The sequence below is a fragment of the Kitasatospora sp. NPDC058170 genome (assembly GCF_042883905.1).
GTDB lineage: Bacteria > Actinomycetota > Actinomycetes > Streptomycetales > Streptomycetaceae > Kitasatospora.
Window position 1 is genome coordinate 145,972 of the sequence record NZ_JBHVUV010000010.1, and the last position, 13,194, is coordinate 159,165.

Genomic DNA, 13,194 nt, shown 5'->3' on the forward strand with positions numbered 1-13,194 from the left:
GCCTCCTCTCGCGACCACGCGTCAACACACGTGCGCGACCAGGAATAACCCGGACAAAAGCCACTTAACGATCAACAGACCACGGCCATCGGATTTACTCCGCGAATTCCCCGCGTTCGGCCCAGTAACGGGGGGTGTACGAAGCTCCGAGGGCGCCGTCCCCGGCGGGCGGTCGGGTGGGTGGGCGGTCCCGGGCGTCCGGCGCCGGTCGAGCCGGGGCGGCCACCCGACCTACCGTCACACCTCGGGCGGGACCGGCCACGGCTGGTAGGAGTCCAGTCGCTGGACGAGCTCGCGCAGTGCCCGCAGCTCCCGGTCCAGAGCCTGGGCGCCCGGTGTGGTGAGGGTGACCCAGGTCCGCGGGCGGCGGCCGGCGTAGCCCTTGGCGACGGTGATCAGGCCCGAGTCCTCCAGCACCTTCAGATGGCGGGAGAGGTTGCCGTCGGTGACGCCGAGCTGCCCCTTCAGGAAGCCGAACTCGACGCGGTCGGCCTCCCGGGCGATGGTCAGGACCCCGAGCCGCACCCGCTGGTGGACGGTGTCGTCCAGCTCCTGGGTCGGGTGCCGCCCCTCGCTCCCGTCCTCGTCCTCTGCGCCGCCCCGGTCCTCGGGCGCGTCCACTGCGTTCATGCGCCGACCGTACTCGACGCGCCGGGGCGCGCCGCCGCCCGGCGGCGGGCGGCCGCCAGCTCGGCCAGTCCGGCGGACAGGAGGACCGCGGCGAGCAGGAACGCCTTCAGCTGCGGGCCGGCCGTCCACCCGGTGTCGTCCGACCGGAGCCACGGAATCCAGCCGCTGTCCCAGGAGGCCCCGAGGTAGGCCGAGAGCAGTGCGGTGTGGGCGAGCGCCGCGCCCATGACGATCGGGCTGCGCTCGACCAGGCCGAGCGCGAGCAGCCCGATGCCCACCGCGTACCACGGGGAGGCGTAGGAGTTCTCCAGCAGGGTGACCTCGAACGGCTGGTCCCGCAGGTAGAGCAGGGCGAGCAGCGCCACGACGATCACGGCGGCGGCGCCGAAGGCGGCACCGATCCAGGCGGTGCGGCGGGGCACGATACCCCGCTCCTCACCGCGCAGCCGGTACCAGCGGGCGAGGACGAGCCAGGCCAGCGGAAGCACCGCGAACCAGATCCCCCAGGCGACGAAGCGCAGCGTCGCCCCGTCGAACTCGCCCTCCAGGCAGGGGGCGTTCGGTGCGTGCGGGACGCAGAGGCCGGTCAGTTCGGCATAGGCGAAGGCCGGGTACGACGCGATGCTGCGTCCGTTGGCCCCGAAGTTGAACGCCTGGTGGGCGAAGGGCACGGCCGCCAGCCCCAGTAGGCCGAAGGCCAGCAGGGGCACCCCCGAACCTCCGAGCCGGGTGCGGGCCCGCGTGCGGAACCCCTCCGCGGCGGCCAGCAGTTGGGCCGGCCCGGCCTGGCCGCCGGGCCCTGTCGTGATGCTGGTGTCGGACGTTCCCATGACCCACCCCTTGCCTGCCGCGCCCGGGGTGCCGTCCGGAGCGGTGTCCGGGGCGGAGCCCCCGACACCGCCCCGAACGGCGCCCGGAGCGGCGCCGAGAAGACGGGCGCTCCCCGGCGCCCGGGTTAACTTTGCATCGCAAAGTACATGGCAGTCAAGAGTTGATGGTGCGACAAAGTCCACCCGGGACGGGCAGTTGCGCCAGCAGGGACTCCGGGCGCACCGGAAGCTCGCGCACCCGTACGCCGGTGGCGTGGTGGACGGCGTTGGCGACGGCGGCGGCGGTGCCGACGATGCCGATCTCGCCGATCCCCTTGGCACCCATGGGGTTCAGCCGGGTGTCGTGCTCCTCGATCCAGTACGCCTCCACGGAGGGCACGTCCGCATGGACGGCCACGTGATAGGAGGCGAGGTCGCGTTCCGCGTGATCCCCGAACTCCGGGTCCAGGGTGCTGTGTTCGAGCAGTGCCATGGAGAGGCCCATGATCATCCCGCCGGTGAGCTGCGACCGTGCGGTGCGGGCGTTGAGGATCCGGCCGGCCGCGAACACCCCGAGCAGCCGGCGGACCCGCACCTCCCCGGTGTCCGCGTCCACCGCCACCTCGGCGAACTGGGCGCCGAACGCGTGCCGGGCGAACTCCCGCCCGGACCGGACGGCCTCGGCGGTGTCCGCCCGGTGGCGCAGCCCCTCGGGAGGGAGCGCAGCGCCGCCCCGGGCGGCCAGCTCGGCCCGCAGCCCGGTGCAGGCCTCGTGCACCGCCCAGCCCCAGGAGGCCGTCCCGGCCGAGCCACCCGCCAGGGGAGCCCGCGGCAGGTCGCTGCGCCCGATCTCGACGGCGACCCGCTCGATCGGCACGGCCAGCGCCTCGGCGGCGACCTGCGCCAGCACGGTCCGGGCGCCGGTGCCGATGTCGGTGGCGTTGGTGCGTAGCAGGAACGTGCCGTCGGGGCGGGCGAGCACCTCGGCGGTGGACGGGCCGACGAGGGCGGGGTAGGTCGAGGCGGCGACCCCGCTGCCGAGCAGCCAGCGGCCCTCCCGGCCCGCGCCCCGGGCGCGGTGGCGCCGCCAGTCGAAGCGGCGGGCGCCCTCGCGCAGGCACTCCACCAGGTGGCGGCTGCTGAACGGGCGGCCGCTGTCCGGTTCGGCGGGCGGCTCGTTGCGGACCCGCAGCTCGACCGGGTCGATGCCGCAGGCCTCGGCGAGTTCGTCCATCGCGCACTCCAGCGCGAACATGCCCGGGGCCTCGCCGGGGGCCCGCATCCAGGACGGGGTCGGCACGTCCTGGCGCACCACCCGGTGGGTGGTGCGGCTGTGCGGCGAGGCGTACATGACGCGGGCGGGCACCGCGGCCTGCTCGACGAACTCCCGGAGGGTCGAGGAACGGGTGGTCACCTCGTGGGCCAGGGCGACGAGTTCGCCGCCGGCGGCGGCTCCGAGCCGGACCCGGTGCACGGTCGGCGCCCGGTGTCCGGTGAGGGCCGGCAGCTGCGACCGGGGGAGCGCGAGCCGTACGGGCAGGCCGGTCTCGCGGGCGGCCATCGCGGCCAGGACGACGTGCGGGCGGGCGGTGCCCTTGCTGCCGAAGCCGCCGCCGACGTGCTCGCTGACCACCAGGACGTCGGCGACGGCGAGGCCGAAGAGCGCGGCCAGGGTCTCCTGGACGGTGGTGGTGCCCTGGCTGGAGTCGTGCACGGTCAGCCGCCCGTCCGCCCACTGCGCGGTCGCGGTGTGCGGTTCCATCGGGTGGTTGTGCAGCGGGCCGACCCGGTAGGTCCGGTCGATCCGGACGACGGCCCGGCGGTACGCGGTGTCGAAGTCGCCGCGCTCGCGGACGGCCGGGTGGCCGCCGTTGGCCAGCTCGGGCGTGTACAGGCCGGGGTGGTCGTCGGTCAGGACGACGTCGTGCGGCTCGGCGGCGTAGGCGATCTCGACCGCTTCGGCACCGGCCCGGGCGTCCTGCGGTGTCCGGGCCACCACCAGGGCGGCGACCTGGCCGCGGTGCGCGATCCGGGGGGACTGCAGTACGGCCAGCGTCGGGTCGCCGCCTTCGGGGACGCGGAGTGCGGGGGCGTTGCGGTGGGTGAGCACCGCGAGGACGCCGGGGACCGCCAGGGCGGCCTCGACGCGGACGGCGGTGATGTCGCCGCGGGCGATGGTGGCCGGCACGGGCCAGGCGTGGGCCAGCCCCTCGGGGAGGTGGTCACCGGCGTAGCGGGCGGCGCCGGTGACCTTCTCCCAGGCCTCCAGCCGCACCGGGGCGGCGGCGAGGTCGGCAGCGAGGCCGGCGGCGAGGTCGGTGGTGCGATCACTGCTCGGCCCGGTGCCAGGGCCGGTGCCGGCAGCGGTACCGGTAGCGGTCACGGGGTCGGTGCTCATCGGGACTCCTGGGCGTCGGTGAGCCGGACCAGCTCGCGCACCGCCAGCCGGCGGGCCAGCGGCAGCTTGAACGCGTTGTCGCGCAGTGGCCGGGCGGCGGCCAGTTCGGCGTCCAGCGCGAGGCCGAACGCCTCCTCGTCGGCCGGTCCGCCGCGCAGCGCGGCCTCGGCGGTCAGGGCCCGCCACGGTTTGGGGGCCAGCGCCCCGAAGGCGAGCCGGACCGTCTCGACCCGGCCGTCCCGCACCTCCAGCAGGGCGGCGAGCGAGGCGGTGGCGAAGGCGAAGGAGGCGCGTTCGCGGACCTTGCGGTAGACCGACCGGACGGCGGTCGGCGGCGGGGGCAGCTCGACGGCGGTGATCAGTTCGGCGGGAGCCAGCTCGGTGTCGAGGTCGGGGGTGTCGCCGGGCAGCCGGTGGAAGGAGGTGAGCGGCAGCGTGCGGTCCCCGTCCGGACCGGTCAGGTGCAGGACGGCGTCCAGTGCCACGAGTGCCACCGCGAGGTCGGACGGGTGCGTGGCGACGCAGTGCTCGGAGGTGCCCAGTACGGCCAGGTCCCGGTGGACGCCGGTGCGGGCGGGGCAGCCGGAGCCCGGCTGCCGCTTGTTGCACGGCTTGGTGACGTCCTGGAAGTACAGGCAGCGGGTGCGCTGGAGCAGGTTGCCGCCGGTGGTGGCGACGTTGCGGAGCTGGCCGCTGGCTCCGGCGAGCACCGCCTGGGAGAGCACCGGATAGCGGTCGCGGACCAGCGGGTGGGCGGCGAGGTCGCTGTTGCGGACGGTCGCGCCGATCCGCAGGCCGCCCGCGGGTGTGACCTCGATCCGGTCGAGCGGCAGGCGGGCGATGTCCACCAGCAGGGCCGGCCGCTCGACGCCCAGCTTCATCAGGTCGACCAGGTTGGTCCCGCCGGCCAGTGCCCGGGCGTCCGGCGCGGTGGCCAGGAGTGCGACGGCGGACGCCACGTCGGTGGCCCTGGTGTAGCCGAGCGGCCTCATCCGGCGGCCCCCGCCCGGCCGCCCTGCACCTGGCGGACGGCCCGGACGATTCCGCCGTACGCCCCGCAGCGGCAGATGTTGCCGCTGAGCAGTTCGCGGATCGCCGCCTCGTCGGCCGTCCTGCCGGTCGCCTCGTGGGCTGCCTCACCGGTCGGGTCGAGGCCCGGGGCACCGCCTGGGGCGCCGGTGCCGGTGCCCGCGGCGGCGAGCTCCGCCAGCAGGCCGACCGCCGAGCAGAGCTGGCCCGGTGTGCAGAAGCCGCACTGGAAGGCGTCCTGCTCGACGAACGCGCGCTGCAGCGGGTGCGGCCCGTCCGGCCCGGCCAGCCCCTCCACGGTGGTGACGGCGGCGCCGTCCTGGGCGACGGCCGGCAGCAGGCAGCTGTTGACCCGCCGCCCCTCCACCAGCACGGTGCAGGCGCCGCACTGACCGTGGTCGCAGCCCTTCTTGGCCCCGGTCAGGCCGAGCTGTTCACGCAGGACGTCCAACAGGGTGGCCCGGTGGTCCACGGTCAGGGTGTGCGGCCGGTCGTTGACCGTCAGCGCGATATCGCTGCTGGTCGGCACGGTGTCGGTGGCGTTCATGCGCCCACGCATTCCACCCCGTGCCCGCCCGGACACCCGGCGGCCGGGAGGACCACCGTTTGGCCGCAGGCCCCGACCGGATCGTGGGCCGACCGAATCGTGGGCCCGACCGGATCGCGGGCCGACCGAATCGCGGGACGGGCCGGATCGCGGGACGGGCCAGGGCCCCGCCGCCGGAGTGACCGGCGGCGGGGCCCTGGTGGCCCGGGGAGGCAGCGGTACGGATCACCGTGCCCCGGCATCAGACGGCGGAGTACACCAGCCGTCCGCCCACGTAGGTCTGCTCGACCCCGGCCGACGCGATCTCCGCCGCCGGGGCGGCGAAGACGTCGCGGTCGAGCACCACCAGGTCGGCGAGGTGGCCGGCCCGCAGGCTGCCCGCGTCGTCGAAGCCGTTCACATGGGCCGAGCCGGCCGTGTAGGCGGCGATGGCGGTGGCCAGGTCCAGCCGCTGCTCGGGCAGGAACACCCGGCCGTCGGTCGCCTCGGGCTCCATGCGGTTGACGGCCACGTGGATGCCGGCGAGCGGGTCGGGGCTGCTGACCGGCCAGTCGCTGCCCGCCGCGAGGGTGGCCCCGGCGCGCAGCAGGTCGCCGAACGGGTACTGCCAGGCGGCCCGTTCCGGACCGAGGAAGGGGATGGTGAGCTCGTCCATCTGCGGCTCGTGGGCGGCCCAGAGCGGCTGGATGTTGGCGATCGCGCCGAGCCGGGCGAAGCGCGGCAGATCGCCCGGGTGGACGACCTGGAGGTGGGCCAGGTGGTGCCGGGTGCCGCGGTGGCCGTTCGCGGCGCGCGCGGCCTCGACGGCGTCCAGCGCCTCGCGCACCGCGCGGTCGCCGAGCGCGTGGAAGTGCACCTGGAAGTCGAGCGCGTCCAGCTCGGTGACGAAGCCGCGCAGCGCGTCCGGGTCCACGAAGCTGAGACCGCTGTTGGCGGTGGCGCAGCCGCAGCCGTCCAGGTAGGGGCTGGAGAGCGCGGCCGTGAAGTTCTCGGCGATCCCGTCCTGCATGATCTTCACCGCGCCGGCCCGGAACCTGCCCGCGTTCAACTCCTCCCTGCGGGCGATGAGTTCGGGGATCTGCTCGGCCCCCCGGGCGCGGTCCCACCAGAGTGCCCCGATGACCCGGGCGGTCAGCGTGCCGGCCCGGGCGGCCGCGAGGTAGGCGTCGGACGGGTCCGGCTGGCCGTTGAACTCGCCGAGCAGGGCGTCCTGCCAGCCGGTGATGCCGAGCGAGTGCAGGAGGCGCTGCGCCCGGAGCAGCCCGGCCAGCCGGTCGGCGGCGCTGGTCGGCGGGACGTGCCGGGAGACCAGTGCGGTGGCGCCCTCCTGCAGCATCCCGCTCGGGGTGCCGTCCGGCTCGCGCTCGATCCGGCCGTCCGCGGGGTCGGGGGTCTCCCCGGTGAGTCCGGCGAGCTCCAGGGCGCGGGTGTTCGCCCAGGCGCCGTGGTGGTCGCGGTTGAGCAGGTACACCGGGCGGTCGGCGACCACCGAGTCGAGCAGCTGCCGGGTCGGCAGCCCGCCGTCGAAGCTCTCCAGCGACCAGCCGCTGCCGGTGATCCAGGACCGGTCGGGGTGGGCGGCGGCGAACTCGGCGACGCGCCGAAGGTAGTCGCTCACCCCGACCGTCTCGCTGAGGTCGCACTCGGCGAGCTCCGTCCCGCCGTAGACCGCGTGGACGTGCGCGTCCTGGAAACCGGGGATCAGCAGCCGGCCGGCCAGGTCGACGACCTCGGTGCCGGGGCCGATCAGCTCGCGGACCTCGTCGTGTCCGACGGCGGTGATCCGCTCGCCGGTGACGGCGAGGCTGGTGGCGCGGGTGCGGGCCGGGTCTCCGGTGTGGACGGGACCGTTGGTGAAGACCAGGTCGGCCTTGGGCATCGGTGGTGCTCCTGGGGTGTCGGTGGCCGGTTCGGGGCCGGGTGGGGGCCGGTGCGAGACCGGGGGCCGGTTCGAGGCCGGGGTGGTGGCCGGGGCGGTGATCAGTGTGGCGGTGCGGTGCGGTCCGCCGGCCTAGTGCCGCGTCAGGCAACTTTTGCCCGTCAAGGAGCGGCGTCCGGTGCGCGCTATCGGCGTGCCGGCCGGAAGTCCTCGTACTGGACGTACTTGGGCTTTCGGCCGGTGCGGCGAGAGTGCGTGCCGGGCGTCGCGACGGGGCGAAGGTTGCCTGACGCGGCACTAGGCGGCGCCGCGGGGGCCGGAGGCGCCGGGTTCGGGGCCGATCCGGGCTTCGACGAAGGTCCCCGCCTCGACGGCGGTCCCGGCGCCGACCGCCGACCCGGTTCCGACGGCGGTCGCGGCCTCGGCCGCGGCGGGGGTGCGGAGGAAGTACGGGGACCGGCGGTACCAGCGGGCCCAGGCGGCGGCGACCAGCCCGGTGCCGATCATCAGGGCGGGCACGGCCAGCTGGAACCAGCCGTTGTCGGCGGAGAGCTCGAAGTGGTCCGCGGAGTCGTAGCAGGTCCAGGCGAGGTAGCCGCCGACGGTCAGCAGGACGGCGGCGCCGAGCAGCGGCCCGACCACCGCGCGCAGCCCCTCCAGCGGCGCGGTGCGCAGCAGGTGCCGGAAGCGCACGGCGGCCGCGACGGCGACGAGCGCGTAGTAGAGCGCCACCACGATGCCGATGGCGTTGACGGTGGCGGAGATCAGGTCGTTGACGGTCGGGATGACCAGGGAGAGCACGGCGAGCACGACGGCGGCGCCGGTGATCAGCATGGTCCCGATGGCGGGGGTGGCGTGCCGCGGGTGGATCCTGGTCCAGACCGCGCCGAGCGTGCCGTCGCGGCCCATCGCGTACATCCCGCGGGCGGTGGGGATGACGGAGGCCTGCAGCGAGGCCGCGGCCGAGAAGGTGAGCGCGACCAGCGGCAGGGCGGCCAGCGGCTGGTGGGCGATCCGCTCGCCGAAGTAGGTCAGCCCGTGTGCTCCGTTGTCCGCCAACTCGTCGATTGGGAGCACCCGTTGGAAGGCCGTGCCGGCGAGCAGGAACAGCATTAGCATCGCGGTCAGGGCGATGAACCCGCCACGGGAGGCGTCGCGCGGGTTGCGGACCTCCTCGCCGACGCTGAAGACCGACTCGAAGCCCCAGTAGCAGAAGACCGCCAGCACCATGCCCTGGGCCAGCGCCGCGAACGAGGGGATGGCAAGCGGGTTGAACCAGTCCAGCGAGAACGGCTGCCGGCCGACGAACAGGCCGTAGCCGCAGAAGCCGAGCAGGACGGCGTACTCGAAGACCAGCAGGTACTTCTGCAGCCGGGCCGCGAGGTCGAGGCCGCGGACGGCGACCAGGGCGGCGGCGACCAGGACGCCCAGGCCGAGCAGGGTGGACTGGAGGGTGGAGTCCGCGTCGAGCCGCAGGCCCGCCAGGGTGCGCAGACCGGCCTGGTCGGCCAGCTGGATCAGTGCCGAGCCGGTGACGGTGGTGGTGTAGGCCATGAACACCACGGTGCCGACGGTGTTGACCCAGCCGGTGAGGAAGCCCAGCCAGGGGCTGAGCACCCGGCCGACCCAGGTGTAGCTGCTGCCGGCGTCGGGTTCGACGGCGTTGAGGCGCCCGTAGGCGCCGGCGATGCCGAGTACCGGGAGGAAGGCCAGCAGCATGATCGCCGGCAGGTGCAGGCCGACGACGCCCGCCATCAGGCCGAGTCCGATGCCGATACTGCTGGTGGCCGCCGTGCTGGAGGCGGCGAGGGCGATGCCGCCGCCGACCCCGAGTGACCTGCGCATCGCGCCGGAGGAGCCGGACGCGTCTGTTCTCGGGGTGTCGCCGGGGTCCTTGACCGTCGATGCCAACGGATCACCGCCTTGATCGTGGGGGGGATGAGGGGTGGCGGCCGTGGAGGCCGTGGCGGCCATGAAATCGTCGACCCCTTCACACGTCAATGGTGTTGTCATAAGCTCCGGGGTCATGACGGAACGCGTGGTCCCCGAACCGCAGCGGCGGCGCAGGAAACCGACCAAGCAGGGCATGGTCCTGTCCGAGCAGGTGATCGTCGAGACCGCGCTGCGGCTGATGGGCCAGCACGGCGCGGCGGCGCTCACGGTCCGCCGCCTGGGCGCCGCCCTGGGCGCCGACCCGAGCGCCCTCTACCGGTACTTCCGTAACACCGACGACCTGCTGCTGGCCATCGCCGACGAGCTGGTCGGCCGCGCCCAGCAGGGCTGGCGCTCCACCGGGGACTGGCGCGCCGACCTGCGCGACATCGGGATGCGCATCCACGCCGCCTACCAGGCGCACCCCCAGGCCGCGATGCTCGCCGCCTTCCGGACGACCGGGCGGGACAACGAGGTGCGGGCGGTGGAGACCATCCTCGGGGTGCTGCGCGGCGCGGGCTTCCAGGACGAGGAGGCGGTACGGATCTACCACGCCTTCGTCGACCAGTCGCTGGCCTTCGCGGCCCAGGACGCGGCCGCGCTCGCCCTGCCGGCCCCCGCCCTGGCCGCCGACGCCGGGGTCTGGCGGGTCCGCTACGGCCGGCTGGGGGCCGACACCCACCCCAACATCGCCGCCACCGCCGGCCTGCTCATCGTGGACATGCGCAGCAGCGGCTACCCGTTCGCGCTCGACCTGCTCCTGGAGGCCGTCGCCGCCCGGCTCGCCGCACAGGGCGGCGCCGGTGCCGGTGCCGGCACCACAGGCTGACCGGGCCGGGGCACGTACGCCCGGGCCCGGGCCACCCGATGCCGTGCCGTCAGCCCGCCGCCACCGGCAGCCGGTCCAACACGATGCCGAACAGCGACCGGTAGGCCTCCAGCGCACCGGCCTCGCCCAGCACGCGCTCCTCCCGCCCGCCGTCGGCCGCCGTCCGGATCAGCCTCGTCCCGCTGAGCGTGACCCGCCCGCCGTCGGCGGTCGGCAGTGAGCAGGTCGTCGACCGGGTGAAGTGCGAGTCCGGCGAGGTGGTCTGCCACCAGCAGGTCGGCACGAAGTCGGCCAGCGGGTACGGCCGCAGCCCGAGCCGGTACTCCGGCCGGCCGTCCATGGCGACGTCGAGCTCGTCGCCGTGCGGGGTGAGGGTGAACACCCCGGCGCCGTCGGACTGCTTCTCCTGCGTGTCCAGGCGCAGCGGCCGGATGCTGAACCGCCCGAAGCCGACGTCGACCAGCCACGGCTCGTCCAGGTCGACCCGCAGCGCCAGGTGGTCGAACGGCGGACCGGCCCGCTCCCCGTCGAACACCCGGGCGGCGAGCAGCGACACCCGGAAGCCCAGCGCGCGGAGCAACTCGGCGAGCGAGCCGTTGAGTTCGTAGCAGAAGCCGCCACGGCGACGGGTGACGACCTTCTCGAAGAGCGCCCCCGGCTCCAGCACCACGGGCTCGCCCAGGTGGATGCTCAGATTCTCGAAGGGCACCGTGTGCAGGTGCGCGCGCTGCAGCTCCGCGAGTGCCGCGAGGTCGGCCCGCCCGGGCCGCGCGGCGCCGATCCTGGCCAGATAGGCGTCGACCTGGCGCTCGTTCAGGCTGCTGGCCGGCCCCGGGGCCGACGGAGATGAGTGATCCACACCGCCCATTCCACCTCCTCCGGGCACATCCGGTCATCGGCCGATGGACTTAGGGCCCGAGTAGGAGCTCCCCGCCCGACGGCGCCGCGCGGTCCGCCGACGGGCGTGCACCGTGCGGTGTGGGGCGGGCACTTGGAGGGAATCCTTGGCATGCACGCCTGGACACGCACGCCGACCGCGACCGGCACCGAGGTGACCACCGAGGAGTCCCGGGCGGGCCTGCCGGTCGAGGCCGACCCGGAGGGCCACGCGGGCCGTTCTCGAAGGCTCGGCCCGGGCCTGGCTCGATGCCCTCGAACGCACCGCCGGGCGCACCGGCCGCTGCGCCGCGCCCGGGGCCACCCACCCGACGATTCCGGCGAGTTCGACGACCCCGGTCGCGCCCCGAGCGTGCCCGGACCTCCTCCCGCCGGCCTGCCCGTGCGAACGATCCCGCACCGAGGAGACCCCCATGAAGCCGCTGTTCTTCGCGGACGACCCGCAGTTCTGGTTCGAGACGCTGCGGGCCCTGGGCCACGCCGCCTACGGCGGTGCCGAGGCCGGCGAGGTGCTCGCCACCGCCGAGCGCATCACCGCGGGCGACTACGACAGCTGGTACGACGAGTGGTCCGCCACCGCCGCCCACACCGCCGAGACCGCCGCGACCGCCCTGGCCGCCGGTCACCCGGTCACCGCGCGGGACGCCTACCTGCGCGCCAACAACTACTTCCGAGTCGCCGAGTTCTTCCTGCACGGCGACCCCGGCGACCCGCGCATCGCCACGGCGTACGAGCAGGCGGTGGGCGCCTTCCAGACGGCGGCCGAGCTGTTCGAACCGCGCGTCCAGCAGGTGGCGATCCCCTTCGAGGGCCACCTGCTGCACGGCTACTACTACCGCGCGCCCGGCGACGCACCGGCACCGGCGGTCATCATGCACAACGGCTTCGACGGCTCGGCCGAGGAGATGCACTTCTTCGGCGCCGCCGCCGCCCTCGAACGCGGCTACCACGTCCTCACCTTCGACGGACCGGGGCAGCCGTGGGCGCGTTTCCGGGACGGCCTGCCGTTCCGCCCGGACTGGGAGAAGGTCGTGACGCCGGTGTTCGACTGGCTGATCGCCGGACACCCCGAGGTCGACCCCGGGCGCGTCGCCCTGCTCGGCCTCAGCATGGGCGGCCTGCTCGCGCCCCGGGCGGCCGCCTTCGAGCACCGGCTGGCCGCCGTCATCGCCGTGGACGGCGTCTACGACCTGGGCGAGGTCAGCCGGGCGCTGCTGCCCTCGCTGACGCCGGATCAGGCCGAGGCGAGGCTGCGCGCCGAGGAGGCTCCGGAGGTGGACGCCGCCATCGAGGCCCTGATGAAGGTCAATCCGACCGTCCGCTGGGCGGTCACCCACGGCTCCTACGTGATGGGGGTGCAGACGCCCCGCCAGTTCGTCGCCGCGTACCTCGACTACTCGCTGGCCGGCGGCATCGCCGAACGCATCACCGCCCCGACCCTGGTCTGCGACGCCGAGGAGGACCTGTTCTTCGCCGGGCAGGCCCTCCGGCTCTACGAGCACCTCACCTGTCCCCGGACCCTGCTGCGCTTCACCGTGGCCGAGGGCTCCGGCGCGCACTGCCACGCCGGGGCGCAGCGGCTCGCCTTCGGCCGGGTCTTCGACTGGCTCGACGCCGTCGTCCGCCCCTGACCCGGCGGCCCTCCGCGGGCCGGGTCCGGGGGTTCCCGCCCGGCCGGGTGTGCCGACAGCGGAGCTCCCGTGGCGCGGCACTAGGACGTCCGGGAGGGACGGGCCTCATCCACGGCAGCTCCGCTGTTCATCCGGCGACGGTCTACCAGCAGTCGTCGCGGTCCGGCTTGTTGGTCAGGGTCACGGTGAGGCAGTCATCGGCGTCCAGCGTGTAGGGGCCGGTCACCGGGTCGTGCGGGAGCTGGTAGCCCGCGGGTGCGACGGTCTCCCGCAGGTAGTACTCGCCGCCCTGCAGGTGGGTGAAGGCGCACCCGCCCTCGGCCTTGGTGGTGCAGTCCGCGCCCGTGTGGGTGTCGGGGTTCGGGCCGGAGGTCTGCAGGCCGGGGACACCGTTGGTCTCCCGCCAGAGCTGGAACGTCGCGCCGGCCAGCGGCTTGCCGGTCTTGGCGTCCTTCTTGGTCAGGTGGATCGAACCGCCGGCCGGGGGCTTCGGCGAGGGGCAGTCACGGGCCGTGACCTGGATGCCGGTGGTGGCGTTTTGGGGGGTGAGGGTGAGGGGGCCGAAGACGGGGTTGGTGGGGAGGTCGTAGCCGGTGGGTGGGGTGGTTTCGCG

11 protein-coding genes are annotated in these 13,194 nt (G+C 74.6%); 2 read left to right on the top strand and 9 right to left on the bottom strand.

From position 1 onward, the window contains the following. Positions 1-237: 237 nt before the first annotated feature. The 7 genes from ACFVVX_RS13675 to ACFVVX_RS13705 form a co-directional block, all read right to left on the bottom strand. Positions 238-630: a winged helix-turn-helix domain-containing protein gene (locus ACFVVX_RS13675; protein ID WP_387944880.1), complete on the bottom strand. Its 393-nt coding sequence runs from the start codon at positions 628-630 to the stop codon at positions 238-240. Continuing rightward, positions 627-1,460, bottom strand: a complete 834-nt coding sequence (locus ACFVVX_RS13680) for a hypothetical protein (protein WP_387944882.1) — start codon at positions 1,458-1,460, stop codon at positions 627-629. The genes ACFVVX_RS13675 and ACFVVX_RS13680 overlap by 4 nt, the downstream gene beginning before the upstream one ends. Positions 1,461-1,614: 154 nt before the next feature. Continuing rightward, positions 1,615-3,837, bottom strand: a complete 2,223-nt coding sequence (locus ACFVVX_RS13685) for a xanthine dehydrogenase family protein molybdopterin-binding subunit (RefSeq protein WP_387944884.1) — start codon at positions 3,835-3,837, stop codon at positions 1,615-1,617. Further along, a complete protein-coding gene (locus ACFVVX_RS13690) occupies positions 3,834-4,829 on the bottom strand; it encodes an FAD binding domain-containing protein (RefSeq protein ID WP_387944886.1) in 996 nt (331 codons plus the stop codon). The genes ACFVVX_RS13685 and ACFVVX_RS13690 overlap by 4 nt, the downstream gene beginning before the upstream one ends. Beyond that, complete coding sequence (locus ACFVVX_RS13695; protein WP_387944888.1) at positions 4,826-5,413, bottom strand: (2Fe-2S)-binding protein; 588 nt, start codon at positions 5,411-5,413, stop codon at positions 4,826-4,828. The genes ACFVVX_RS13690 and ACFVVX_RS13695 overlap by 4 nt, the downstream gene beginning before the upstream one ends. 241 nt (positions 5,414-5,654) lie before the next feature. Further along, positions 5,655-7,292 carry an amidohydrolase gene (locus tag ACFVVX_RS13700; RefSeq protein ID WP_387944890.1) on the bottom strand — a complete coding sequence of 546 codons (1,638 nt, stop codon included), beginning with the start codon at positions 7,290-7,292 and terminating at the stop codon, positions 5,655-5,657. Positions 7,293-7,589: 297 nt separating this feature from the next. Continuing rightward, positions 7,590-9,203 (bottom strand): APC family permease, encoded by a 1,614-nt coding sequence (locus ACFVVX_RS13705; protein WP_387944892.1) that lies wholly within the window; start codon positions 9,201-9,203, stop codon positions 7,590-7,592. Between the two features lie 115 nt (positions 9,204-9,318). On the opposite strand from ACFVVX_RS13705, the gene ACFVVX_RS13710 reads away from it, so the two are divergent. Next, entirely contained in the window at positions 9,319-10,053 is a 735-nt protein-coding gene (locus ACFVVX_RS13710) for a TetR/AcrR family transcriptional regulator (protein ID WP_387944894.1), read from the top strand. A 49-nt stretch (positions 10,054-10,102) separates the two neighbouring features. Here the strand turns inward: ACFVVX_RS13710 and ACFVVX_RS13715 are convergent, their stop codons facing one another. Continuing rightward, on the bottom strand, positions 10,103-10,921 hold the full coding sequence (locus tag ACFVVX_RS13715) for an arylamine N-acetyltransferase (protein ID WP_387944896.1): 819 nt from the start codon (positions 10,919-10,921) through the stop codon (positions 10,103-10,105). Between the two features lie 442 nt (positions 10,922-11,363). On the opposite strand from ACFVVX_RS13715, the gene ACFVVX_RS13720 reads away from it, so the two are divergent. Next, on the top strand, positions 11,364-12,581 hold the full coding sequence (locus tag ACFVVX_RS13720; protein WP_387944898.1) for an alpha/beta fold hydrolase: 1,218 nt from the start codon (positions 11,364-11,366) through the stop codon (positions 12,579-12,581). Between the two features lie 142 nt (positions 12,582-12,723). On the opposite strand, the gene ACFVVX_RS13725 is transcribed toward ACFVVX_RS13720, so the two are convergent. Continuing rightward, positions 12,724-13,194, bottom strand: a 471-nt coding sequence (locus tag ACFVVX_RS13725) for a collagen binding domain-containing protein (protein WP_387944900.1), incomplete at its 5' end; no start/stop codon positions are given.

Excerpts from the sequence above, each read along its gene's own strand:
- ACFVVX_RS13675 (WP_387944880.1), bottom strand. The coding sequence starts at position 630 with ATGAACGCAGTGGACGCGCCCGAGGACCGGGGCGGCGCAGAGGACGAG.
- ACFVVX_RS13680 (WP_387944882.1), bottom strand. The coding sequence starts at position 1,460 with ATGGGAACGTCCGACACCAGCATCACGACAGGGCCCGGCGGCCAGGCC.
- ACFVVX_RS13685 (WP_387944884.1), bottom strand. The coding sequence starts at position 3,837 with ATGAGCACCGACCCCGTGACCGCTACCGGTACCGCTGCCGGCACCGGC.
- ACFVVX_RS13690 (WP_387944886.1), bottom strand. The coding sequence starts at position 4,829 with ATGAGGCCGCTCGGCTACACCAGGGCCACCGACGTGGCGTCCGCCGTC.
- ACFVVX_RS13695 (WP_387944888.1), bottom strand. The coding sequence starts at position 5,413 with ATGAACGCCACCGACACCGTGCCGACCAGCAGCGATATCGCGCTGACG.
- ACFVVX_RS13700 (WP_387944890.1), bottom strand. The coding sequence starts at position 7,292 with ATGCCCAAGGCCGACCTGGTCTTCACCAACGGTCCCGTCCACACCGGA.
- ACFVVX_RS13710 (WP_387944894.1), top strand. The coding sequence starts at position 9,319 with ATGACGGAACGCGTGGTCCCCGAACCGCAGCGGCGGCGCAGGAAACCG.
- ACFVVX_RS13715 (WP_387944896.1), bottom strand. The coding sequence starts at position 10,921 with ATGGGCGGTGTGGATCACTCATCTCCGTCGGCCCCGGGGCCGGCCAGC.
- ACFVVX_RS13720 (WP_387944898.1), top strand. The coding sequence starts at position 11,364 with ATGAAGCCGCTGTTCTTCGCGGACGACCCGCAGTTCTGGTTCGAGACG.